Below are 23,450 nucleotides of genomic sequence, written 5' to 3'. Positions count from 1 at the left end.
GCGCTCGATCTGGCGGGACTCGTTGAGCACGCTCTTGGCGGGGGCCTTGGCGGCAGCGGCAGGGGCAGCGGCGGTGCTGGGCTCGGCGGCGGTGGCGAAAGAGGTGCTCATGAGGGTCTCCGGGGGCAAGGTCGGTCGGAAGCTGCAGGCTGCTTACAGGATTTCTGCGAGGCGGCCAGCCATGAGGATGTTGGCGTGCAGCTTGTTGGTGGCTTCGTTGCCGACCTTTTGCTGGGTGTTGTGGTTGGTGAGCAGGCTCCAGACGAGTTCGTCGTCGACGCGGAAGCGTGCCAGCAAGGTGTTGCGCGAGGCGAGCTTCATGACCTGGGAGGGGGAGAGTGCGGAGAGGATGTCGGCGGACTCTTCGTTGAGGCCGAGGCGGAAGATGGCTTCGGCCTTGTCCAGGCGGATGAGGGACTGGGCCAGCATCAGGTAGGTGAGGTTGGCTTCGCGGATCTCGGCAAGCATTTGTTCGCTGGTCATGGTCAAACTCCTTCTGAGGCGCCTCGCCCGGGGGCATGAAGCAATGTCGATCTGTTGAAATGGATTGTGAATACCCCCCAATCAAAAATTAAGTCGGCCTCTGCCTGTGCCGCTTGTCTCTTTTGTGTCGGCGGCTTGTCAGGTTTTTTCTGACACGCCTGTCTCCTCAGCACCGTCCGGCCGGTGGTCCGGACGCTTGGGTTCAGGCCGCTTGGGAGGCTGCGCCGGTGTTGTCGGTGCTGCCTTCTGGAGCGGCAGGCACCGACTCCGGCGGCGCGGTGGGCAAGCCGGCCACAGCCCGGTTGCGCCCGGCATGCTTGGCCTCGTACAAGGCCTGGTCAGCGCGGTTGATGACCTGCTCCAGGCTTTCGTGCAGGCCCTGGCGCTGCGCGTACCCGGCCGACAGCGTGAAGTGCAGGGCCTGACCGCCTGGCAGACGCACACTCTGCCGGGCCGCCGCATTCACCAACTGCTGGGCCACCCGCTGGGCTTCGGCCAGCGTGCAATCTTTCAACAGCAGGCAGAACTCCTCCCCTCCGTAACGCCCGGCCAGGTCGGACAGCCGGGTGTGCTGGGTGATCAGCCGCCCGAGCTGCGTGAGCGTGGTGTCCCCTGCAGCGTGGCCATGGCGGTCGTTGATTTTCTTGAACCAGTCGATGTCCATCATCACCACGCCAAAGCGCTCGCCACCCGGTGCGGCCACATAAGCATGCGCGGCCTCGAAAAAGGCGGTTCGATTGAGCAAGCCGGTCAGCCCATCACGGCGCGAGTGGGTCTCCAGTTCGCGCCGCTGGCGTTCGTTGACCATGGCCAGAAAGCCCAGCGAGCTGCCCACGGTGAACAAGGCCCCCAGCAGCAGCGACCCCACCTGAGGCAGCAATTGCGAGCTGATCAGCACGTTGGCGCGTTCACCGGTGATGTTGTAGATGCCGCGCAGTGAGGATCCGGTTGCCATGGCGGCCAGAATTCCAGCCGCCAACAGGCCGGCACGGGAACGGGTGCTGCGTTGGTGGCGCCAGATCAGGCGGGCGCTGATCGCAAAATTGCTGCCCAGGGCCAGCGACACGGTGAGAATGGCCACGCCCCGCGGCAGCCAGCCCTGGTACACCGGCACGGTGCCCAGCACCCCCAGAAGGTTCACCAGGGCCAGTGCGCGCCAGGGGGGGGCCGCTCCAGCAGGCGTGCATGGGCGTCGACACAGATCACCGAGCTGAGCAGCACCAGCATGTTGGCCAACACAAAGGTCAGTACCAAGGGGGCATGGCCACGCAGAAAGAACAGCATGAAGCCGCCGCACAGTGCCAGCATGGCCAGCCCCCAGCTGCGCAGGCCCATGTCGCGGGCCGGCAGGGCGTAGGCGGTGTTGAAGGCGAACACGGCCATGAACAGCGCCAGCGCGCCAATCGAGAAGACCAGCGTGGGGGTGTCCAGCGTCAGGCCGGCGAACAGGTTCAAGAGGCCCTCCCGATGCGAGGGTCCGGGTGGACCCTGTTTTTAGATGTTTGTAACAACATCCATCGTGGGGCTGTTTTGCCGCAGCGGGCTAAATCCCCCGCTTACTGCCTGAGAAAATTTTTTCACTGACGGATCGGCCCGCTGGCCTGTCGCGAGGCCAGGGGCGGGCAAGGGCTTAGATCACCTTGAAGCCATGCGTGCCGTCGCGGCCCAGTTGTTCGACCAGGCCGAACTCCCAGTCCAGGTAGCCCTGCATGGCTTCACGCGGGGCATCGGTGCCTTCATAGGGGCGGCGGTAGCGGTCGATGCGGGGGGCGGCCAGCTGGGTTTCGCCGCTTTCCAGCGGCAGGCCGGCTTCGATCCAGGCCTGGGTGCCGCCGTCCAGCAGTGACACGCTCAGCCCCGGGCTCAGGCGGGCGGTTTCGGCCACCGCGTAGGCGGCCAGGGCCGAGCTGCCGCAGGTCAGCACCAGTCGCTGCGCACCGGGCTGCTGGCTGCGGATGTGGGCCAGGCCCTGGGCCAGCTGCGAGCGCAGCGCCCACCAGGCGCCCGGGATGTGGCGTTTCACGTAATTGGCGCTGGGGGTGAAGTCGATCACCACCGTGTCGCTGCCCTCGGCCAGCCAGCCCTGCAAGGTGGCCACCGAGGTCAGGGGGATGGGCTGCTCAGGCGGGGGCACTGCGGTGGGGGCGGAACCGGTTTCCTTCAGCGCCTGCGCCGGCAGCTTGTCAAGCACATGCACCTCCCAGCCCATCTGGGCCAGCCACGAGGCGCTCATGTTGGCGCGCACGCCATCGGTGTCGGCCAGCACGATGCGCGCACCCCGCACGGGGGCCTGGTGGTCGGTCTCCTGCACCAGTTGGCCGCCGGGGGCGCTGCGAAAGCCCGGCAGGTGGCCGTGGGCAAATTCCTCGGGCGTGCGCACATCGAAGCGGTAGGTGGTGCGGCTGGTTTCAGCCGCCCAGGCGGGCAGATCGGCCAGCGTGGCGCGGCGCACCCCGGCGCGGTCGGCCACGGCACGGGCCTGCGCGGCGGCGCGGGCTTGTTGCTCGGGGCTCACCTCGGGGGCGCGGCGGTTGGCGCCGTGGTCCAGCGTCTGGCCGGCCAGCAGCCAGCCGATGGTGCCGTTGCGCAAGGCCGTGATGCGGTTGGGCAGGCCGGCATTCACCAGCGACTGGGTGCCGATGATGCTGCGTGTGCGTCCTGCGCAATTGACCACGATGTGGGTGCTCGGGTCGGGCGCCAGGGCGGCGGCGCGCAGCACCAGCTCGGCCCCGGGTACGCTCACCCCGCTGGGGATGCTCATGGTCTGGTATTCGTCGAAGCGGCGCGCATCCAGCACCACCACATTGGCCTGGCTTTCGATCAGGGCTTTCACCTCTTCGGCGGGCAGCGAGGGGGTGTGGCGCTCGGCCTCGACCAGCTCGCCAAAGGATTTGCTGGGCACGTTGACGTCGCGGAACAGCTCGCCGCCTGCATCGCGCCAGCCCTGCAGGCCGCCGGCCAACAGCGACACCTGGCTGTAGCCCAGGGCCTGCAGGCGGCGCGCGGCCGTCTCGGCCAGGCCTTCGCCGTCATCGAACACCACCACCGGGGTGTCGCGGCGCGGGATGCGGGTCCAGGCATCGAGCTCGATGCGGCCCACGGGCAGGTTGGCGGCCCACAGCGGGTGGGCCTGGGCAAAGGGGTCTTCCTCGCGCACATCCAGCAGGGCGATCTCGCGCCCGGCCAGCAGGTGTTCGCGGACTTGGGCGTAGGGGGTGGTGGGCAGGGCAGTGGTCACGGTGCAGTTTCTTGTTTTGGATGAAGGGGGGGTCGAAAGCGGGAGGACGGGGCGGCCGCTCAGCCTTGGAGGCTGGCGCGCACCTCGGCTGAGCGGTCCCACAGATTGGGCAGGCTGCGGTTGGTGTAGCCCGACACAAAAGGCTTTTCGGTGCCGTCTTCGAGGAACACCGAGCGCTTCACGGCCCCGATGTTGGCGCCATAGACGTGGATGCTGATCGACACCTGGTCGGCCAGCACATTGCTCACCCGGTGCACGTCACCGATGCGGGGCGACACGGCATCGACCTGGCCCGGGTGCAGCTCGTGGGCCTCGCCCGTGGGGCGCCAGTGGCCGGCCGCGTCCTGGGCATAGGCCTGCGAGCGTTCCTGGCCGCGCAGCATGCCGATCAGGCCCCACACCGTGTGGTTGTGGATGGGTGTGGCCTGGCCCGGGCCCCACACAAAGCTCACCACCGAGAAGTTCTCGCGTGCATCGGCGTACAGCAGGTACTGCTGGTAGTGCTCGGGGTGGGGCTGGCTCAGTTCGGCGGGCAGCCAGTCGTCGTGGGCCACCAGGGCGGCCAGCAGCGCGCCGCCTTCGTGCAGCAGGCGCGCTTCGTCGGCACCGGTGTCGATCAGGCGGGTGAACTGCTGCACGAATTCGCGCAGACGGGGCAAGTGGGGCAGGTTGGGCTGGTGGGGCGGGGTGTTCTGGCTCATGGGCTTCTGGGGCAGGAAATCAGGGGGCGGGGCGGCCCGGCTTCAGGGGCAGCCTGTATTGGAGCGCAATGCGCCGCGGCGCGCTTGGCAACTTCTTCATAAGCATGGCCGGTTTTCTTATTTCCATGGGGCGAATGATTTCTGTCAAATCCGCTCCCAGCAGCGGCGCCTGCGGCCTGTGCCGCAGCCCGCACGGGCCTGCCAAGGCCTGAACGACACGCCCCGACCCGCCCCGACTGAAAGGTTCCCCATGACAACCCCCCTCAACGCCTCTGCGTCTTCGATCATCCTGCCTTCGCGCCGGCGCCTGTTGCGCTCGGTGGGCGCGCTGGGCCTGTCGGCCGTGGCCGGCGTGGGCGCCAGCCAGGTGCTGGCGGCCGGCAAGCTGCGCCCGATCAAGCTGGCCTGGAACGCCAACGCCGTGTGCCTGGCCCCGGTGTCGGTGGCCATCACGCGCGGCATCTTCGAGAAAAACGGCCTGGATGTCGAGCTCATCAATTACACCGGCTCCACCGACCAGTTGCTGGAGTCGATCGCCACCTCCAAGGCCGATGCCGGCCTGGGCATGATCCACCGGTGGATCAAGCCGCTCGAGTCGGGCTTCGACGTGAAGCTGGTCAGCAGCTCACACGGTGGCTGCACCCGCCTGGTGGGCTATGGCCCGGCCGGGGTCACCAGCCTGCAAAAGCTCAAGGGCAAGACCATCGCGGTGTCGGACCTGAACAGCCCGGGCAAGAACTTCTTCTCGGTGCTGTTCACCAAGGCCGGCATCGACCCCGAGAAGGACGTGACCTGGCGCCAGTTCCCGGGCGACCTGCTGGGGGTGGCGGTGGAAAAGGGCGAGGCCCACGCGATCGCCGACGGCGACCCGAACCTGTTCGTGATCGAGCGCAAGACCAAGGGCCTGATCGAGTTGGCCACCAACCTGAGTGGCGAGTACGCCGACAAGACCTGCTGCGTGCTGGGGGTCAGCGGCAAGCTGGCGCGTGAAGACCGTGCCACCGCGGCCGCGCTGGCGCGTTCGATCAACGAGGCCTCTGACTTCGTGGCCAGCAACCCCAACGAAGCCGCCAAGATCTACAGCCCCTACTCCAAGGTGTCGGTGGACGACCTGCGCACCGTGCTGGGCACGCTGACCCACAAGCACCACCCCAGCGGCGTGGCGCTGAAGAAAGAGATCGAGTTCTTTGCGCGTGACTTCAAGCTGGTGGGCGTGCTCAAGCCCACCACCGACCCGGTGCGCTTCGCCGAGTTCGTGCACGCCGACGTGCTGTCCTGAGGAGTGGCGTGATGAACAGCACCGTGCATTCACCCCCGGCCGCGGCCGGTCTGTCGCTGCGGCGCGAGGCACCAGCGCCCTCGGCCTGGTGGGCCACCGGTCTGGCGGCCGCCGTGGCCTGGGCCGCCCTGGGGGCGCTCACCCTGGGCTGGCCGAACAAGCAGGTGGGCTTCAGCGACTGGAACTACACCGCCGAGTTCGGCTGGGTCAGCCTGGGGCTGGCGGCTGCGCTGGGCGTGTTGAGCCTGGGGGGGCGCCTGGCCGCCCCGGTGGTGCAGCGCCTGCGGGGCTTCGGCCCCTGGCTCACGGTGCTGGGCGTGGGCTTTCTGGCCTGGGAGCTGGTCACGGCCAAGCTGGGCTGGCTGCCCACCCCCTTCTTTGCGCCGCCGCAAAGCCTGGCCGATGTGTACGTGAGCGACTGGCGCCGCCTGAGCGACAGCGCCGCCAACTCGCTGATCCTGCTGGGCGTGGGCATCGGCTCGGGCGCGGCCGTGGGCTTTGTGGTGGGGGTGTTGATGGGCTGGTCACGCCGTGCCCATTACTGGATCCACCCGGTGCTGCGTGTGCTGGGCCCGATCCCGACCACCGCGCTGCTGCCGATCTCGTTTTATTTCTTCCCGTCGAGCTGGTCCACCGCGGTGTTCCTGATCGCCATGGGCACGGGCTTTCCGGTGGCCATCCTGACCTGGTCGGGTGTGGCCACGGTGAACCGCCAGTTCTATGACGTGGCGCGCACGCTGGGGGCCTCGAACGCTTTTCTGGTGTTCCGCGTGGCCATTCCGGCCGCCATGCCGCAGGTCTTTGTGGGCCTGTTCATGGGCCTGGGCCATGCCTTTGCCACCCTGGTGGTGGCCGAGATGCTGGGCGTCAAGTCGGGTCTGGGCTGGTACCTCACCTGGGCCCAGGGCTGGGCCAGCTACCCCAATATGTATGGGGCCCTGCTGGTGATGGCGCTGCTGTTCTCGGGCGTGATCACCTTGCTGTTCACGGTGCGCGACCGTGTGCTGTCCTGGCAGAAGGGGGTGGTGCAATGGTGAGTTCCACGAGTGCCGCACTGCAGAGCCCGGTGGCAACGCCTGCTGGGGCCGACATCCGCATCGAGCAGGTCAGCCACCAGTTCGACGGGCCGGCCGGCCCCTTGCCGGTGGTCGATGGGGTGAGCCTGAACATCCGCCCCGGTGAATTTGTGGCCCTGCTCGGCCCCAGCGGCTGCGGCAAGTCCACCCTGCTGCGCCTGGTGGCCGGGCTGGAGCCGCCCAGTGCGGGGCAGATCCTGCACGACGGCGTGCCGGTCACCCGGCCCGATCCCTCGCGCATCGTGGTGTTCCAGGACCCCACGCTGTTCCCCTGGCGCACGGTGCGCGACAACGTGGCCCTGGGCCCGCAGGCGCGCGGCACGCTGGCAGCGCTGCAGCCCCGCGTCGAGGCCGCGCTCAAGCTGGTGGGTTTGCAGGACTTTGCCAAGGCCTTCCCGCACCAGCTCTCGGGCGGCATGGCGCAGCGCGTGGCGCTGGCGCGTGCCATCGTCAACGACCCCAGCCTGCTGGTGCTGGACGAGCCCCTGGGCAAGCTCGATTCGCTGACCCGCCTGACCATGCAGACCGAGCTGCTGGCGCTGTGGCAGCGCCAGGGCTTCTCGGCCCTGCTGGTCACGCATGATGTGGAAGAGGCCTTCTTTTTGGCCCAGCGCGTGATCGTGCTGTCCGATCGGCCCTCGCGCATCGTGGCCGAGCTGGTCAACGAGGCGCCCTATCCGCGCCACCGCGGTGACCCGCGTCTGGCCGAGCTGCGGCACCAGGCCCTGGCCCACCTGGGCCTGGACGCCAGCTGGTGACCGCTGTGGCTGGAGTCGGGCTGAGCGCGTGATCGACTGGACCCCCACGCCCGAGCAAGTCAACACCGTGCTCGGCGTCTTGTACGAGGTGCAGGATGCCCTGCGCCGTCTGTGGTTTGCCCTGGGCCTGAGCGACAGCGTGGCCGGGCAGCCGGTGTGGCCCTGGGCACAGCGGCTGCATGGCGAACTGATGGGGTTCGAGCCTGGGCAGGCGCGCCGCCTGTTGCTGTGCGCGGCGGCCCTGGCCATCGCCTTGCCCTTGATGGGGCTGGCGGTCTTTTGGCGGCGCGCCCGCTGGCCTGGCCTGCTCGCTGCAGTGGCCTTGCTGGCCGCAGCCCCCTGGAGCGTGTTCGGCCTGCTGGCCGGGCCGGCGCTGCCCAGCAGCTTCCATGTCAGTGACAGCGGCTTCAGTGCCCGTTCCATCGTGCGCGGTCAGGCCGTGTACCAGCAACATTGCCAGCGCTGCCACGCCGCGGGTGGTGGCGGTGAAGGGCCCGATGCGCCTGCCTTGCCCATGTGGCCACCGCGGCTCAATGGGCGCCTGCTGTGGCAACGCCTGGAGGGCGAGCTGTGGTGGCGCGTGCGCCACGGTCTGCAGGACCGCGATGGCCAGACCACCATGCCCGGCTTTGCCGACGCCTTGAGTGAGGCCGACACCTGGAACGTGCTCGATTTTCTGCAGGCCCAGGCCTCGGGCCAGACCCTGGCCCGTGAAGGGCGCTGGGAGCTGCCGGTGCGCCTGCCCGATGCCCGGGTGCGCTGCGGTGTGACCAGCGAGTTGCGCAGTCTTCGCGGCTTGCAGGGGCAGCGCCTGCTGGTGGCTGCTTCGCCCGGCACACCGCTGGTGCTGGACCCGCGCGTGCTGGGCATCGGGCAGGGCAGCGGTGGGGCGGAGGCCGGCACCGATTGCCGTCTCGTGGAGGCCGATGCGGCCGACTTCCGCCAGGCCCTGGCCCTGGTCCTGGGGCAGCCGGCCGATCGGCTGCAGGGCCAGCAGGTGCTGGTGGACCGGCAAGGCTGGCTGCGGGGCCGGGCCCAGCCGGGGCAGAGCTGGTCGGCGGCCGATCTGGTGTGCCGATCGGTGAATGCCACGGCCCCTGTGGCCAGCACGGACCGGTCGGCCCCGGCCGATGCCGATCCCCTGGGCGCGCTGGTGGCCGCCATGGACGCCGACCCGGTGGCGCCGCGCCGCGGCGGCATTCCCCACTGACGGGGCCCGGCCGGGCCAGGCCCGGCGCGCACGGACATGCCGAAAGCGCATGTCCTCACGCGTTTTGCTTCGTTGTTGTGGGGGCGGGGTCGGCCTATCGTGAAGCCATCCGTGAAGCCCTCCACCGCCCTTCCAACACAGGAGTCCCCCATGAGTGTCCAGTTCATCGGCATGATCCAGCCGCACGAAGTCTCTGAAACCTTTCCCCGCCGTGGCCCGGTGATCGACCGCGACTTTGTGCGCGTGTTTGCCCAGGCCCATGAGCACGCCGGCTTTGACCGCATCCTGGTGCCGGCGCATGCCACCAGCCCCGACAACCTGCTGGCGGTCACCTACGCGGCCTCGGTCACCCAGCGCATCAAGTTCTTGCTGGCGCACCGCCCGGGTCTGCAGCAACCCACCGTCACGGCGCGCCAGCTGGCCACGCTGGACCAGTACACCGACGGCCGCGTGGCCGTGCACTACATCACCGGCGGCTCGGACGAAGATCAGCGCCGCGACGGCGACTTCCTGAGCCATGACGACCGCTATGCCCGCACCGACGAGTACCTGAGCGTGCTGCGCCAGATCTGGACGGCTGACAAGCCCTTGAACCACGAAGGCCGCTTCTACCGCATCGAGGGCGGCTGGTCCGAGGTCAAGCCCCTGCAGCAGCCGCACCTGCCGATCTATTTCGGCGGCGCCTCCGAGGCCGCGCTGCAGGTGGCGGGCAAGCACGCCAGCGTCTATGCCCTGTGGGGCGAGTCGCTGGCCCAGGCCGGCGACCTGGTGCGCCGTGTGCGCGCCTCGGCCGCCCAGCATGGCCGTGAGATCGACTTCAGCATCTCGTTCCGCCCCATCCTGGGCCGCACCGAGGACGAGGCCTGGGCCCGGGCCGAACGCATTCTGGAAGACACGCGCCGCGTGCGCTCGCTGCAGGGTTTCGCCCGCGGCGGCCCGCAGCAAAGCGAGGGCGCCCGCCGCCTGCTGGCCGATGCGGCCCAGGGCGACCGGGTGGACGAACGCCTGTGGACGGCGATCGCCCGTGAAACCGGCGGCCGCTCCAACACCACGGCCCTGGTGGGCACGCCCGAGCAGGTGGCCGACGCCTTGCTCAAGTACTACGACCTGGGCATCAGCACCTTCCTGATCCGAGGCTTCGACCCCTTGCTGGACGCCATCGACTATGGCCGCGAACTGCTGCCCCTGGTGCGCCAGAAAGTGGCCGAGCGCGATGCCGCCGCCGCAGCCCAAGCCCAACTCAAAGCCGCCTGAATGAACCTCGCCTGAAGGAATGCCCCCCATGTCTGCTGTTCTGCAACCCCCCTCGCTCACCCTGGTGCGCAACCCCCACCCGCAACGCAAGGACTGGTTCGACGAACCCCCGGCCCGCACCACCGTGGAGGCCGAGCGCCGCCACCGCAAGGAGCGCCTGGCCGTGGCTTTCCGCCTGTTCGCCCGCTTTGGCTTCGACCACGGCCTGGCCGGCCACATCACGGCGCGCGACCCCGAGTTGACCGATCACTTCTGGGTCAACCCCTTTGGCCTGCACTTCTCGCAGATCAAGGTGTCCGACCTGCTGCTGGTGAACTCCCAAGGCGAGATCGTGGTGGGCCAGGGCCCGCTCAACCGGGCCGCCTTTGCCATCCACGCCGCGCTGCACGAGGCGCGCCCCGACATCGTGGCCGCCGCCCACACCCATTCGACCTACGGCAAGGCCTGGTCGGCCCTGGGCCGTGAGCTGGACCCCCTGACCCAGGACGGTTGTGCCTTCTACCAGGACCACGCCCTGTTCGACACCTTCAGCGGTGTGGTGCTGGAGACCGATGAGGGCTTTCGCATCGGCAAGGCGCTGGGCCAACGCAAGGCCGTGATCCTGAAGAACCACGGCATCCTGACCGCCGGCCCCTCGGTCGAGTCGGCCGCCTGGTGGTACATCGCGCTGGACAATGCCTGCCACACCCAGCTGCTGGCCGAGGCCGCCGGCAAGCCGCAGCCGATCCCGCATGACGTGGCCGTGCTGACCCACAGCCAGGTCGGCCGCCCGGGCGGTGCCGAGTTTTCGTTCAAGGGCTTCTACGACATCATCGTGAGCGAGCAGCCCGAGGTGCTGCAGTGAACGCCCCGCTGAGCTGGGGCCAGACTGCACGCGCCCTGGCCGTCGAGTTCGCGGCCCGCGCGCCGGCGCATGACCTGGACGGCAGCTTCCCGTTCCGCAATTTTGACGACCTGCATGCCGCCGGCCTGCTGACCCTGGCGGCCCCGGTGGCCTATGGCGGGCAGGGCGCCAGCCTGGGCCAGCTCACGGATGTGGTGGGGGCCGTGGCGCATGGCGACCCGGCCACCGCCCTGGTGCTGACCATGCAGTACATGCAGCACCGTGGCATGGGCCGGCGCCACAAGCCCTGGCCCGAGGCGCTGGCGCGCCGCGTGGTGCAGGATTCGCTGCAGCGCGTGAGCCTGTCCAACGCCCTGCGGGTCGAGCCTGAGCTGGGCACGCCTGCGCGCGGCGGTCTGGCGGCCACCATCGCCCGGCGTCAGCCCGATGGCGGTTGGCGCCTGTCGGGGCGCAAGATCTACTCCACCGGGGCACCGATCCTGGCCTGGTACCTGGTCTGGGCCCGCACCGACGACGAGCAGCCGCGCACCGGTTTTTTCCTGGTGCCCGCCGGCCTGCCTGGCACCCGCATCGAGAACACCTGGGACCACCTGGGCCTGCGCGCCAGCGGCAGCCACGACATCGTCTTCGAAGACGTGTTGCTGCCCGCGGACGCACCGCTGGAGCTGCGTGCCCCGGCCGACTGGGGCCAGGGCGACCTGCTGATGCAAGGTGAAATGGCCGCCTTTTTTGCGGCCTTGTACACCGGGGTGGCCCGCGCCGCCCGCGACTGGGTGGTGGGCTTTTTGCATGACCGCAAACCCAGCAGCCTGGGCGCGGCGCTGTCCACCTTGCCGCGGGCGCAGGAGCACCTGGGCCAGATCGAAGCCCTGCTGAAGGTGAACCAACGCCTGATCGACAGCCTGGTCACCGACCTGGAGGCCGGCCTGGAGCCGAGCTACGCCGACAGCGGCATCGTCAAGTCGGTCACCACGCACAACGCCTTGCAGGCGGTGCAGCAGGCCGTGGCCTTGAGCAGCAACCATGGCCTGGCGCGGCGCAACCCGCTGGAGCGCCACCTGCGCGACGTGCAGTGCGGCGTGGTGCACACCCCGCAGGACGACAGCGTGCACATCGCGGCGGGCCGCCGCGCACTGGGGCTTTGAACACGCGAGCCTGAGCCCTTCGGTGCAGCCCGCGTGCTGCCCGCCACCCGCATGGCCGGGCCCTGAAAAGGGCCTGGCCATCGGTGCTGGGCGGGTGCTTTTGCTTGCTCGTTTTGGCGATAAGGTGCTGCCCAAATATTCGTTTTCTGCGGCGGGCAACTGGCGAAGAATCGCGTCCTTTTCAGAGGCCATCGACGCTGTCGAGGCACATGAAGTGACCCAACCCCCAGGACGCATCCGCCATGAACTTCCAGCAACTCCGATCGGTGCGAGAGGCCGTGCGACGCGGCTTCAACCTCACCGAGGTGGCCCAGACCCTGAACACCTCGCAACCCGGCGTGAGCCGACAGATCCGCGAGCTGGAAGACGAACTCGGCATTGAGCTGTTTGTGCGGGTGGGCAAGCGCCTCACGGGCCTGACCGAGCCCGGTAGCCATGTGCTGCCCATCATCGAGCGCATCCTGCTCAACAGCCACAACCTGCGCAAGGCGGGGCAGGAGTACGTGGCGCCGCGCAGCGGACAGCTGTCGGTGGCGGCCACGCACTCGCAGGCCCGATACGCCCTGCCGCGGGCGGTCAAGCAGTTTTCGCAGCACTTTCCCGAGATCCGGCTGCACCTGCACCAGGGCACGCCCCAGCAGGTGGCCGCCATGCTGCTGGCGGGCGAGGCCGATGTGGGCATTGCCACCGAGGCACTGGCCCAGTTCGAAGGCCTGGTGGCCTTGCCCTGCTACCGCTGGAGCCACTCGCTGGTGGTCCCGCCCGGGCACGAGCTGCTGCAGCACGACGGCCCGGTGACGCTGAGCCGCCTGGCCGAGTTTCCATTGATCACCTACGACACCGGCTACACCGGCCGCTCGCACATCGACGAGGCCTTTGCGCACCACCAGGTGCAGCCCGAGATCGCGCTGACCGCCATGGATGCCGACGTCATCAAGACCTACGCCGAGCTGGGCATGGGCGTGGGCATCGTGGCCAGCATGGCCTTCGACCCGCTGCGCGACAAAGGCCTGCGCGCGCTGGATGCCAGCCACCTGTTCGGCTTCAACCTGACCCGGTTGGCCGTGCGTGCGGGCACCTACCTGCGCTCGTATGAAGAGTCGTTCATCGAGGCCTTTGCCCCCAGCCTCACGGCAGGCGTGGTGCGTGCTGCGCTGGACGAGGGGCGGGCCCCCACCCGGCTGGCCGCCACCGCGCCACCGCCCCCGCCGCCGCCCCCTCCACCCGAACCCTGGCCCCTGCTGGGGGCGGTGCAAGCCGCCGTGCCCGCCCTGGCGGACTGAGCCCGCCGCGCGCCGGGCCAGGTGCGCCCGGCACATATCGATCACCGCAAATCTTCGTTGGCCATGGGGGCTGCGGCGCCTACGGTGTCGTACCTCCATTCCATTCATCCCAGAAAGGTCTTTCATGACAACACGACAACTCAAACTCGGCTTTGTGCTGCATGGCGTGGGCGCCGGCTGGGGCGATTGGCGCCACGAGGCCGCGCTGGCCGACGGCAGCGTCAACTTCAAGTTCTATGCCGAGCAGGCCCAGCTGGCCGAACAGGGGCGCTTCGAGTTCCTGTTCGTGGCCGACAGCGTGCACATCACCGAGCGCTCCAGCCCGCACTACCTGAACCGTTTCGAGCCCCTCACCATCCTGTCGGCCCTGGCCGCGGTCACCTCCAAGATTGGCCTGGTGGCCACGGTCACGGCCAGCTACAGCGAGCCCTACACAGTCGCCCGGCAATTTGCATCCCTGGACCACATCAGCGGTGGTCGTGCCGGCTGGAACGTGGTCACCTCGTGGCTCGATGGCAGCGCGCGCAACTACAGCCAGGCCGAGCACTATGCGCACGATGTGCGCTACCGCCTGGCCAACGAACACCTCGACGTGGTGCAAGGCCTGTGGGACAGCTGGGAGGACGATGCCCTGGTGCGCAACAAGGCCACCGGCCAGTTCTTCGACCCGGCCAAGCTGCACCGCCTGGACCACCAGGGTGAGTTCTTCCAGGTCGAGGGGCCGCTGAACATCGCCCGCTCGCGCCAGGGCCAGCCGGTGATCTTCCAGGCCGGGGCCTCGGAAGACGGCAAAAACTTCGCAGCCCAGCGTGCCGATGCGATCTTCTTCCATGCCGACACCCTGGACGAAGCCCAGGCCTATTACCGCGACGTGAAGGCCCGCGTGGCCGTCGCCGGCCGCGACCCGGCCCAGGTCTATCTGCTGCCCGGCATCCGCCCCATCGTGGGCCGCACCGCCGAAGAGGCCGAGGCCAAGTACCAGATCGCCGCCTCGCTGGTGCCCATCGAGAACGCCCTGGCCGCGCTGGCCCGGCCTTTCAACGACCACGACTTTTCGGTCTACCCGCTCGACGAGCCCTTTCCTGACCTGGGTGACATCGGCAAGAACAGCCAGCAGGCCGCCAGCGACCGCATCAAGCAGGTGGCGCGTGAGCGGGGCTGGACGCTGCGCCAGGTGGCCCAGTGGCATGCCGCGCCCAAGCGCACCTTTGTGGGCACCGCCGAGCAGGTGGCCGACGAGATCCAGCGCTGGTTCGAGAACGAGGGCGCCGACGGCTTCAATTTCTTCGAAGCCCTGCCCAACACCTCGCTGAAAGACTTTGTGGCGCTGGTGGTGCCCCTGCTGCAGGCGCGCGGCATCTACCGCACCGAGTACCCGCACGACACCTTCCGCGCCCACCTGGGCCTGCCGGTGCCGGCCAACCGCTACACCGTGGCGCGGGAACAGGCTCGGAAGGTCGCTGAGCCCGCGCACGCAGCGGCCGGCGAGGCGGTGGCGGCCTGATGGGCGCGCCAAGCCTTGAGCGCCTGGTGGTGCTGAACCCGCTGGGGGAGGCGGTGGGCGAGCGCATTGCCGCCGTCGACCCGCGCCTGGTGGTGATCAACGACCGCGAGGCCCCCGGCTGGGCTCGGGCCCACGAGGTGGATGTGCTGCTGACCGCGCCCGGCCACGGCTGGCGCCAGGCGCCAGCGCAGGCCCCGGCCGCCTGGCCGGGCACGCTGCGCTGGGTGCACACCGCCTCGGTGGGGGTGGATTTTTTTCCGCCCTGGCTGCTGCAGGTGCCCCAGGTGAGCTGCGCGCGTGGCGTGGCCGCCACCCCGATTGCCGACTATGTGTTGTCGGCCCTGCTGGCGCACAACCAGCCCTGGGCCGAGCGCCGCGTGAACAGCCCCGAGGCCTGGCGGCGCGAGTTCGAGCGTGCCGAGGCGCAGCCGCTGCGCCTGCTGGCTGGCCAGCACCTGGGCCTTCTGGGCTTTGGCGCCATCGGCCAGGCCGTGGCCCGGCGTGCGCTGGCCTTTGGCATGCAGGTCACGGCGCTGCGCCGCAGTGCCGCGCCCCTGGGCGAGCCGGGCGTGGCCCTGGCCCGCTCGCTGCCCGAGCTGCTGGCCCAGGTGGACCACCTGGTGCTGGCGCTGCCCATCACCGCCGAGTCGCGCCATGTGATCAACGCCGAGGCCCTGGCCCATGCCCGGCCCGGCCTGCACCTGGTGAACATCGCCCGCGGCGCGCTGGTCGATCAGGAGGCCTTGCTGCAGGCCCTGGACAGCGGTCGCCTTGGCGCCGCCACCCTGGACGTGACCGACCCCGAGCCCCTGCCGGCCGGCCACCCGCTTTACACCCACCCCCGGGTGCGGCTGACGCCCCACATCTCGTGGGCGGCAGGCGAGGTGCAGGCGGCCACCGCCGACAAGTTCATCACCCAGCTCACGCGCTACCTGCAGGGCGAGCCCCTGGCCGACCTGGTGGATGCCCAGCGCGGCTACTGAGCGCCGCGCCCCATCGTTTTTTTGACCCACTCCCAAATCATGAAAAAGATCGACACTTCGCTTTCCCGCCGCCACCTGCTGGGCGCAGCCCTCACCGCACCCGCCTGGCTGCAAGCCGGCCTGGCCCAGGCCGCCGGCCCCGCCCCGGCGGTGGACCCGGCCGACCTGGCCCGCGTGACCCTGCGCATCGGCACCTACAAGGGCAATTGGCGGGCCCTGCTGGTGGCCGCCAAGCTGACCGACACCCCTTACAAGATCGAATGGCGCGAGCTGAACAACGGCGTGCTGCACATCGAGGCGCTCAACGGCGACGCGCTGGACCTGGGCTCGGGCAGCGAGATCCCGGCCCTGTTCGCGGCGCGCCAGAAGGCGCAGGTGCGTTTCATCGCGGTGGTGCGAGAAGACCTGAACAACCAGGTCACGCTGGCCCGCAAGGACACCGCCATCCGCACCATCGCCGACCTCAAGGGCAAGCGCGTGGGCTATGTGCGCGCCACCACCGCACACTACTTTCTGAGCAAGCAGCTGGCCGAGGCCGGCCTGAGCTTCTCGGACATCCAGGCCATCAACCTGAGCCCGGCAGACGGTCTGTCGGCCTTTGACCGGGGCGACCTCGATGCCTGGTCCATCTACGGCTACAACGGCCAGATCGCCCGCCTCAAGTACGGGGCCCGGGTGCTCAAGACCGGGGTGGGGTATCTGTCGGGCAACTTCCCGGTGTACGCCAACCCCAAGTCGATCAGCCAACCCGCCACCCAGGCCGCCATCAGCGACTACCTGCTGCGCCTGCGCCGCGCCTACCTGTGGGCCAACCAGAACTACCTGGAGTACGCGCGCGTGATCTCTGAAGAGACCCGCATCCCGGTGGGTGACCTGATCGAGCTGTGGAACAACCGCAGCACCGATTTTGATCTGCGTGCGGTGTCGGACAGCGTGGTGAAGGGGCACCAGGACGTGGCCGACACCTTCCAGAAGCTGGGGGTGCTCGACGGCCCGGCCCAGGTGGCGCCGCTGTGGGACCGCAGTTTCGACAAGCTGTTCAAGGCCTGAAGCCAGGGCCTGAAGCGCTGGGGGCTTGCAGCCCCTGGCCCCATGAAAAAAGCCGACCCAGGCTTGAGCCCGGGTCGGCTTTGTTTTGGGGCTGATGCAGACTGAGGGGGTCAGCCGCGGCCGCTGCTCAGGCGGCGCACCACCGCGATGAAGCGGTCCACCTCTTCGCAGGTGTTGTAGAACGCCAGCGAGGGCCGCACCGTGGCCTCCACGCCAAAGCGGCGCAGGATGGGCTGGGCACAGTGGTGGCCCGAGCGCACCGCAATGCCCTCTTCGTTCAGGGCCCGGCCCACCTCTTCGGTGGTGTAGCCCTTGAGCACGAAGGACAGCACGCTGGCCTTGTCGGCCGCCGTGCCGATCAGGCGCACGCCCGGGATGGGCGCCAGCAGGTGGGTGGCATAGGCCAGCAGGTCGTGCTCGTAACGCGCGATGTTGTCCAGGCCGATGCGCTGCACATAGTCGAGCGCGGCGCCCAGGCCCACCGCGTCAGCGATGTTGCCGGTGCCGGCCTCGAACTTGTTGGGCGGCGGCTGGAACACCGTGCGCTCGAAGGTCACGTCGGCAATCATGTTGCCGCCACCTTGCCAGGGCGGCATGGTGTCGAGCAGCTCGCGCCGGCCATAGACCACGCCGATGCCGGTGGGGCCGAAGATCTTGTGCCCGGAGAACACAAAGAAATCGGCACCGATCTCCTGCACATTCACGCGCAGGTGGCTGACCGACTGGGCCCCGTCCACCAGGGCGCGGGCCCCGGCGGCATGGGCCATGGCCACGATCTCGCGCACTGGCACCACCGTGCCCAGTGCGTTCGAGACCTGGGTCACGGCCACGATCCTGGTGCGCGGGTTGAGCAGCTTGCGGTACTCGTCGAGCAGCACCTGGCCGGTGTCGTCCACCGGGATCACGCGGATGCGTGCGCCTTTTTGCGCCGCCAGCTGTTGCCAGGGCACGATGTTGGCGTGGTGCTCCAGGTTGGAGACGATGATCTCGTCGCCTTCGCCCACGTTCTGCACGCCCCAGGTCTTGGCCACCAGGTTGATGGCCTCGGTGGCGCCACGCACAAAGATCACCTCGTCCACCGACTGGGCGCCGATGAAGGCACGCACCTTTTCACGCGCACTTTCGTACGCATCGGTGGCGCGGGCTGCCAGCTCGTGCGCGGCCCGGTGGATGTTGGAGTTCTCGTGGGCGTAGAAGTAGGCCAGGCGGTCGATCACCGACTGCGGCTTGTGCGTGGTGGCGGCGTTGTCGAACCACACCAGCTGCTTGCCATTGACGCGCTCCTGCAGGATCGGGAAGTCGCGGCGCACCGCGTTCACGTCCAAGCCGGCCGGCCGTTGTGCGGCCTGCTGGTGAGGCAGGGGGGTGCTGGCACCCCCCACGCTGTCGCTCGCGCTGGGCACAAAGTAGTAGCTGGAGCCGGTGCCCGCCGGCGCGGCCGCCTGGGAGCCTGCCGGGCTCTTGCTGCTGCTCAGCAGGGCGCGCAGCTCGTCGGCCCCGGGCAGGCCGAAGGACTGGGCGCTCACGCGGTCATCCCGCGGGGCGGCCACGGCCGCGCCGGTGCTCGGGTAGCCGCTGGCTTCGCCCAGGAAGTAGTACGGCGTGGACGGTGTCGTGTGCGGCTGGGCGCTGGGCGCGGCAGCCACCTGGGGCACGCCCAGGGCCTGGCCGCCGAAGCGGCTGTCCAGCGCAGGGGCGGCCACCACGGCGGTGTCGGGCAGGCCGTTGGGCGCGGCCGCGTGCGGCTGCAGCGAGGGCGTGGAAGCCCCCAGCGACAGCACGCTTTGCGGGTTGTTGGGCGCCACATTGGCCCCCGGCGCCAGGGTGCCGGGCAATTGCGGGCCTTGCGTCAGCGGGCCGGTGGAGGTGCCACCGGGCAGCACATTGGCTGGCGCGGGCACGCCCCCCAGGGCCTGCGGCGCCGTGGGCTTGGGCAGCCCGCCGGGCAGGGCCGAGAAGAACTCGCCGGCCAGGCGCGTCAGCGTCGCCACATCAGGCAGGCCCGGCGGTGCCGAGCCGCCCGGCAGCGCGAGCTCACTTGTAGGTGTCAGGGTAGTCATGGAACTTGCCGATCTCAACGTCTTCCAGAACCGCCAGGGCGTCATCCGACTGCACCACCAGCGAGCAGTACAGGCTGATCAGGTAGCTGGCGATGGCGCTGCGGTTGATGCCCATGAAGCGCACCGACAGGCCCGGGCTCTGTTCGCCGGCCAGGCCGGGCTGGTAGACGCCGACCACGCCCTGGCGCTTGTCGCCCACGCGCAGCAGCAGGATCTTGGTCTTGCCGTCGGCCACCGGCACTTTGTCGCTGGGGATCAGCGGGATGCCGCGCCAGGTCAGGAACTGCGAGCCGAACAGGCTCACGGTCGGGGGCGGCACGCCGCGGCGGGTGCATTCGCGGCCGAAGGCGGCGATGGCCAGCGGGTGGGTCAGGAAGAAGGCGGGCTCTTTCCAGACCTTGGTGATCAGTTCGTCGAGGTCGTCCGGGGTGGGGGCGCCGGTCAGCGGGTAGACGATCTGCGAGGGGGCGACATTGGCCAGCAGGCCGTAGTCGGGGTTGTTGATCAGTTCGCTTTCCTGCTTTTCCTTGATCGTCTCGATGGTCAGGCGCAGCTGCTCTTTGATCTGGTCGTGCGGGCTGCTGTAGAGGTCGCTGACGCGGGTGTGCACGTCGAGCACGGTGGAGACCGCGTTCAGGAAGTACTCGCGCGGCGCGTCTTCGTAGTCGACGAAGGTCTGCGGCAGCTCGGACTCATCGCGCTTGGCGCAGGCCACCAGCACGTCTTCAGGGTTCTTGACCTTGTTGAGGCGGTAGATGCCGGCCTCGACAGGCACCCATTGCAGCAGGTGCGTCAGCCAACGCGGGCTGATGGTGGAGAGGACCGGAACGGTCTTGGTGGCATTGGCCAGTTGCCGTGCAGCGCTGTCGCTGAGGGCTGCCTGGGCGTTTTGATGTTCCGACATGGAAGACTCCGCAGTGGTTGAAAAAGGGGAAAGAACTCAGCAGGCAGTGTCTGGGGGCTTTGAGCGGCGTTCAACAGGCTATAGCCGTCAAGCGAAGACCGCTGATCAACCTTTGTTGCGACAGTCGTTCAGTCTGGGCCAGCAGGTTGCTGGGGCTCTGGCCCAGTGCGCGGGCCAGCTTGTCCAGCGTGATCAGCGAGGGCACGGCCTGGCCGCGCTCCAGCTCGCCCACGTAGCTGCGGTTGAGGTCAGCGCTTTCAGCCAGGCGCTCCTGCGACCATCCCAGGCGCTCGCGTTGCTGGCGCACGGCCAGGCCAAACAGCTCGGGCAGCTTGGCGCTCATGCCTCGGCCCCCGATTGCGCATGTTGCGAGCGCGCCTGGGTGATGTGGGTGCCCGGTGCCAGGTCGTGCGTGAGCCACACATTGCCGCCCACGGTGGCGCCGCGGCCCAGGGTGACGCGGCCCAGCACGGTGGCGCCGGCGTAGATCACCACCTCGTCTTCGACGATGGGGTGGCGCGGCAGGCCTTTTTGCGGGTTGCCGTCTTGATCGGTGGGGAAGCTCTTGGCCCCCAGCGTGACGGCCTGGTAGATGCGCACGCGCTCGCCGATGACGGCGGTCTCGCCGATCACCACGCCCGTGCCGTGGTCGATGAAGAAGCCGGGCCCGATGCGGGCACCGGGGTGGATGTCGATGCCGGTCTCGCTGTGCGCCAGCTCGGCCACGATGCGCGCCAACAGGGGCACGCCCAGCTCGTACAGGCGGTGCGCCACGCGGTGGTGGATCATGGCCTGGATGCCGGGGTAGCACAGCAGCACCTCGTCCACGCTGCGCGCTGCCGGATCGCCCGCGTAGGCGGCCAGCACATCGCTGTCGAGCAGCTCGCGCAGTTGCGGCAGCGAGTGGGCAAAGTCGCGCACGATCTGCTCGGCGCGCAGCTCCAGCGTGGCCGCGTCAAATGAGGGCTCGTGCTTGTGGGCGTAGCGCAGCTCCAGCTGCACCTGGCTGAGCAGCGACTGCAGCACCGTGTCCAGCGTGTGGCCCACGTAGAAATCCTCACCCTCTTGGCGCAGGTCCGGCGGGCCCAGGCGCATCGGGAACAGCGCGCCGCGCAGCAGCTCCAGGATCTGGGTCAGCGCCTCACGCGAGGGCAGCTCGCGACCACCGGGCTCGTTGGAGCGTTGCTGCGATTCGCGCCAGCGCCGTCGCGCCTCGGCCAGCTCACGCACCACCTGGTGCACGTCAAAGGGGGAAGGGCGCACATCGGTTGCGCCGTTCGTGTGGGGCAAGGGCAGGGCATGCAAGGTCATGGGGGGCGCGTCGTGCAAGAGAGGGAAAGGGGCGTGGATTCAGTCCTGCACCCAGGGCAGGCCTCGGAAGCGCCAGCCATCGCTGCCGCCCCGGTGCTGGGCGGCATCGATCTCGCCCTCGAAGCCTTCAAGCACATTGAAGACGGCCGTGAAACCGGCCTTGGCCGCTGCCTCGGCCGCCAGGGCCGAGCGCTTGCCGCTGCGGCACAGCAGCAGCACCGGGGCGTGCTTGGGCACCTTGGCTTCCAGCTCACGGGTGAAGCGGGGGTTGCGCGTCAGCGCGGTGCCGGTGGCCCAGGCCACGTGCAGGCTGCCCGGCACATGGCCGACAAACTTGCGCTCTTCGGTCGAGCGCACGTCCACCAGGGCGGCGTCGCCGGCTTCAAACAGGGCCCAGGCCTGCTGGGGCGTGATGCCGCCCGCATAGGGCAGGCCGGCCGCCGCCGCCGCGGCACGCGCCGCGCTCAGGGCTTCGGGAAGGGTGTTTTCGACAGGGGTGGCAACAGACATCTTGAAAGCCTTTCTGGGTCTTATCGAGGCCGCGTCGCGGGGATTCGGCGGCTCACAAGCACTCTAAGAAAGGGCTTTCAATACTCAAACGAATGATTTTTCTCTTTCTAATGAGAGAAATGTCTTAGCGGTATCGGGCTGTGTGCGCTGTGTCAGCGCTGCACCCCCCAGCGCCGCACGGTGACCCGCTCCAGGGTGGAGAACACCAGGCTTTCGACCAGCAGGCCGATGACGATGACCAGGGCCAGGCCGGCGAAGACCTTGTCGGTGTAGAGCTCGTTGCGGTTCTGGAAGATGTACCAGCCCAGGCCGCCCTTGCCCGAGGTGGCGCCGAACACCAGTTCGGCGGCGATCAGGGTGCGCCAGGCAAAGGCCCAGCCGATCTTCAGGCCCGACAGGATGGCCGGCAGGGCGGCCGGGATCAGGATCTGCACCACGTAGCGGATGCCGGTGAGGCCGTAGTTGCGGCCGGCCATGCGCAGGGTTTCGGGCACGGCCTGAAAGCCGGCATAGGTGTTGAGGGCCAGCGGCCACAGCACCGAATGGATCAGCACGAACACCAGGCTGCCCTGGCCCAGGCCGAACCACAGCAGGGCCAGGGGCAGCAGGGCGATGGCGGGCAGGGGGTTGAACATGGCGGTCAGGGTGGCCAGCAGGTCGCGCCCGAAGGGGGTGGACACGGCCAGGGTGGTGAGGCCCAGGGCCAGCGCCATGCCGGCGAGGTAGCCTTTGAGCAGCACCGCCAGCGAGAGTTGGGCGCGCTGCAGCAGCTCGCCGCTGAGCAGGCCTTCGACCAGGGCGCGGGCGGTGGCGCCAAAGGTGGGCAGCAGCAGGTCGTTGTCCTGCCAGCGGGCCAGCGCCTCCCACAGCACGGCGAGCAGCAGCAGGATCAGGCCGCGGCGCAGGCCGGGCTGTTGCCACGCGCGGGCGGCCAGGGGCAGGGGGCGCGCCAGCGGGATGCCGGGCAGCGGGGGCAGGGTGCGTTCGTATTCGGGGCGCACCGGGGGCGTCGGCAAGGCGGTCGTTGGGGTGCTCATGCAGCGTTTCTCCAGGGGGCGGCCTGATCGGCATTCAGCAGGGTTGCCTGGTGCGGTGCCTCTTCGAACAGCAGGTGGTGGATGCGTTGGGCCGCGGCCTGGAAGTCGGGGCTGCCGGCGCTGTGCAGGTCAAAGGCGTGGCTGTTGATCTCGGCGCGCACCCGGCCCGGGTGGGGCGACAGCAGGCCGATGCGGTTGCCCACCACCAGGGCCTCTTCGATGGAGTGGGTGACAAACACCAGGGTGAAGCGCAGCGCGTCCCACAGGGCGAGCAGCTCCTCTTGCATCTTGCGCCGGGTCAGGGCGTCCAGCGCGGCGAAGGGTTCGTCCATCAGCAGCACCTGGGGTTGCATGGCCAGGGCGCGGGCAATGGCCACGCGCTGCTTCATGCCGCCCGAGAGCTGGTGCGGGTAGACGTGGGCAAACGAGGCCAGGCCCACCTTGTCGAGCACATCGAGGGCGCGTTCGCGCGCCTCGGCGCGGCCCAGGCGGCGCGAGGCCAGCAGCGGGAACATCACGTTGGCCAGTACCGTCTTCCAGGGCGGCAACTGGTCGAACTCCTGGAACACCACCATGCGGTCGGGGCCGGGGCCGCGCACGGGCTGGCCCTGCAGGCGGATCTCGCCTTCGGTGGGGGTGATGAAGCCGGCAATCGCCTTGAGCAGGGTGGATTTGCCGCAGCCCGAGGCGCCGAGCAACACGAAACGGTCGCCCTGGTGCACGTCCAGGCTGATCTGGTGGGTGGCGCGCACCACACGCTGCGGGCTGCGGTACTCCAGGCTCACGCCATCGATCTGCAGCCAGGGGGCGGGCTGGGTCG

At 69.1% G+C, this 23,450-nt stretch carries 23 protein-coding genes; 11 read left to right on the top strand and 12 right to left on the bottom strand.

What is annotated here, in order from left to right; all coding sequences use genetic code 11:
• Positions 1 to 153 precede the first annotated feature (153 nt).
• The 5 genes from flhD to F624_RS0113640 form a co-directional block, all read right to left on the bottom strand.
• Positions 154 to 483, bottom strand: coding sequence for a flagellar transcriptional regulator FlhD (gene flhD, locus F624_RS0113660; protein ID WP_019574875.1), 330 nt, complete (start codon positions 481 to 483; stop codon positions 154 to 156).
• 202 nt (positions 484 to 685) lie between these two features.
• A complete protein-coding gene (locus tag F624_RS33430) occupies positions 686 to 1,624 on the bottom strand; it encodes a GGDEF domain-containing protein (protein ID WP_051107398.1) in 939 nt (312 codons plus the stop codon).
• Complete coding sequence (locus F624_RS0113650; protein ID WP_019574873.1) at positions 1,621 to 1,938, bottom strand: hypothetical protein; 318 nt, start codon at positions 1,936 to 1,938, stop codon at positions 1,621 to 1,623. Before F624_RS0113650 ends, F624_RS33430 begins: the two co-directional genes overlap by 4 nt.
• A 175-nt stretch (positions 1,939 to 2,113) precedes the next feature.
• Positions 2,114 to 3,721 carry a rhodanese-related sulfurtransferase gene (locus tag F624_RS0113645; protein ID WP_019574872.1) on the bottom strand — a complete coding sequence of 536 codons (1,608 nt, stop codon included), beginning with the start codon at positions 3,719 to 3,721 and terminating at the stop codon, positions 2,114 to 2,116.
• Between the two features lie 59 nt (positions 3,722 to 3,780).
• Entirely contained in the window at positions 3,781 to 4,422 is a 642-nt protein-coding gene (locus F624_RS0113640) for a cysteine dioxygenase family protein (protein ID WP_019574871.1), read from the bottom strand.
• Between the two features lie 250 nt (positions 4,423 to 4,672).
• Here F624_RS0113640 and F624_RS0113635 point away from each other — a divergent pair, with 250 nt between their 5' ends.
• The 11 genes from F624_RS0113635 (at position 4,673) to F624_RS0113585 (ending at position 16,808) form a co-directional block, all read left to right on the top strand.
• Positions 4,673 to 5,701 carry an ABC transporter substrate-binding protein gene (locus F624_RS0113635; protein WP_019574870.1) on the top strand — a complete coding sequence of 343 codons (1,029 nt, stop codon included), beginning with the start codon at positions 4,673 to 4,675 and terminating at the stop codon, positions 5,699 to 5,701.
• A gap of 11 nt (positions 5,702 to 5,712) precedes the next feature.
• The gene (locus F624_RS0113630; RefSeq protein WP_019574869.1) at positions 5,713 to 6,738 is read left to right on the top strand and encodes an ABC transporter permease; all 1,026 of its coding nucleotides are present in this window, start codon (positions 5,713 to 5,715) and stop codon (positions 6,736 to 6,738) included.
• Positions 6,732 to 7,535, top strand: a complete 804-nt coding sequence (locus F624_RS0113625; RefSeq protein WP_019574868.1) for an ABC transporter ATP-binding protein — start codon at positions 6,732 to 6,734, stop codon at positions 7,533 to 7,535. Before F624_RS0113630 ends, F624_RS0113625 begins: the two co-directional genes overlap by 7 nt.
• 28 nt (positions 7,536 to 7,563) lie before the next feature.
• Positions 7,564 to 8,745, top strand: a complete 1,182-nt coding sequence (locus F624_RS0113620; RefSeq protein WP_019574867.1) for a c-type cytochrome — start codon at positions 7,564 to 7,566, stop codon at positions 8,743 to 8,745.
• A gap of 150 nt (positions 8,746 to 8,895) precedes the next feature.
• The gene (locus tag F624_RS0113615; RefSeq protein ID WP_019574866.1) at positions 8,896 to 9,999 is read left to right on the top strand and encodes an LLM class flavin-dependent oxidoreductase; all 1,104 of its coding nucleotides are present in this window, start codon (positions 8,896 to 8,898) and stop codon (positions 9,997 to 9,999) included.
• Positions 10,000 to 10,027: 28 nt separating this feature from the next.
• A complete protein-coding gene (locus F624_RS0113610) occupies positions 10,028 to 10,843 on the top strand; it encodes a class II aldolase/adducin family protein (RefSeq protein WP_031254962.1) in 816 nt (271 codons plus the stop codon).
• Entirely contained in the window at positions 10,840 to 11,988 is a 1,149-nt protein-coding gene (locus tag F624_RS0113605; RefSeq protein WP_019574864.1) for an acyl-CoA dehydrogenase family protein, read from the top strand. Before F624_RS0113610 ends, F624_RS0113605 begins: the two co-directional genes overlap by 4 nt.
• A 242-nt stretch (positions 11,989 to 12,230) precedes the next feature.
• Positions 12,231 to 13,271 (top strand): CysB family HTH-type transcriptional regulator, encoded by a 1,041-nt coding sequence (locus F624_RS0113600; RefSeq protein ID WP_019574863.1) that lies wholly within the window; start codon positions 12,231 to 12,233, stop codon positions 13,269 to 13,271.
• Between the two features lie 124 nt (positions 13,272 to 13,395).
• Positions 13,396 to 14,775, top strand: a complete 1,380-nt coding sequence (locus F624_RS0113595) for an LLM class flavin-dependent oxidoreductase (RefSeq protein WP_031254960.1) — start codon at positions 13,396 to 13,398, stop codon at positions 14,773 to 14,775.
• Positions 14,775 to 15,758: an NAD(P)-dependent oxidoreductase gene (locus F624_RS0113590; RefSeq protein WP_031254958.1), complete on the top strand. Its 984-nt coding sequence runs from the start codon at positions 14,775 to 14,777 to the stop codon at positions 15,756 to 15,758. Before F624_RS0113595 ends, F624_RS0113590 begins: the two co-directional genes overlap by 1 nt.
• Before the next feature lie 39 nt (positions 15,759 to 15,797).
• Positions 15,798 to 16,808: an ABC transporter substrate-binding protein gene (locus F624_RS0113585; protein ID WP_019574860.1), complete on the top strand. Its 1,011-nt coding sequence runs from the start codon at positions 15,798 to 15,800 to the stop codon at positions 16,806 to 16,808.
• A 110-nt stretch (positions 16,809 to 16,918) separates the two neighbouring features.
• Here the strand turns inward: F624_RS0113585 and F624_RS0113580 are convergent, their stop codons facing one another.
• The 7 genes from F624_RS0113580 to F624_RS0113550 all read right to left on the bottom strand — a co-directional run bounded on the left by F624_RS0113580 (position 16,919) and on the right by F624_RS0113550 (position 23,430).
• Positions 16,919 to 18,868, bottom strand: a complete 1,950-nt coding sequence (locus F624_RS0113580) for a family 2A encapsulin nanocompartment cargo protein cysteine desulfurase (protein WP_031254956.1) — start codon at positions 18,866 to 18,868, stop codon at positions 16,919 to 16,921.
• Entirely contained in the window at positions 18,843 to 19,772 is a 930-nt protein-coding gene (locus tag F624_RS0113575; RefSeq protein ID WP_019574858.1) for a family 2A encapsulin nanocompartment shell protein, read from the bottom strand. The genes F624_RS0113580 and F624_RS0113575 overlap by 26 nt, the downstream gene beginning before the upstream one ends.
• Before the next feature lie 70 nt (positions 19,773 to 19,842).
• Positions 19,843 to 20,115, bottom strand: a complete 273-nt coding sequence (locus tag F624_RS0113570) for a helix-turn-helix domain-containing protein (protein ID WP_019574857.1) — start codon at positions 20,113 to 20,115, stop codon at positions 19,843 to 19,845.
• Positions 20,112 to 21,083 carry a serine O-acetyltransferase EpsC gene (epsC, locus tag F624_RS0113565; RefSeq protein ID WP_019574856.1) on the bottom strand — a complete coding sequence of 324 codons (972 nt, stop codon included), beginning with the start codon at positions 21,081 to 21,083 and terminating at the stop codon, positions 20,112 to 20,114. The genes F624_RS0113570 and epsC overlap by 4 nt, the downstream gene beginning before the upstream one ends.
• A 39-nt stretch (positions 21,084 to 21,122) precedes the next feature.
• Positions 21,123 to 21,593 (bottom strand): rhodanese-like domain-containing protein, encoded by a 471-nt coding sequence (locus tag F624_RS0113560; RefSeq protein WP_019574855.1) that lies wholly within the window; start codon positions 21,591 to 21,593, stop codon positions 21,123 to 21,125.
• Between the two features lie 152 nt (positions 21,594 to 21,745).
• Complete coding sequence (locus F624_RS0113555) at positions 21,746 to 22,630, bottom strand: ABC transporter permease (protein ID WP_031254954.1); 885 nt, start codon at positions 22,628 to 22,630, stop codon at positions 21,746 to 21,748.
• Positions 22,627 to 23,430: an ABC transporter ATP-binding protein gene (locus tag F624_RS0113550; protein WP_051107397.1), complete on the bottom strand. Its 804-nt coding sequence runs from the start codon at positions 23,428 to 23,430 to the stop codon at positions 22,627 to 22,629. The genes F624_RS0113555 and F624_RS0113550 overlap by 4 nt, the downstream gene beginning before the upstream one ends.
• Positions 23,431 to 23,450 lie beyond the last annotated feature (20 nt).

This window comes from Curvibacter lanceolatus ATCC 14669 (assembly GCF_000381265.1).
Taxonomy (GTDB): domain Bacteria; phylum Pseudomonadota; class Gammaproteobacteria; order Burkholderiales; family Burkholderiaceae_C; genus Curvibacter; species Curvibacter lanceolatus.
The sequence above is the reverse complement of the archived record's forward strand: the minus strand, read 5'-3'. Positions and strand labels throughout refer to the sequence as shown.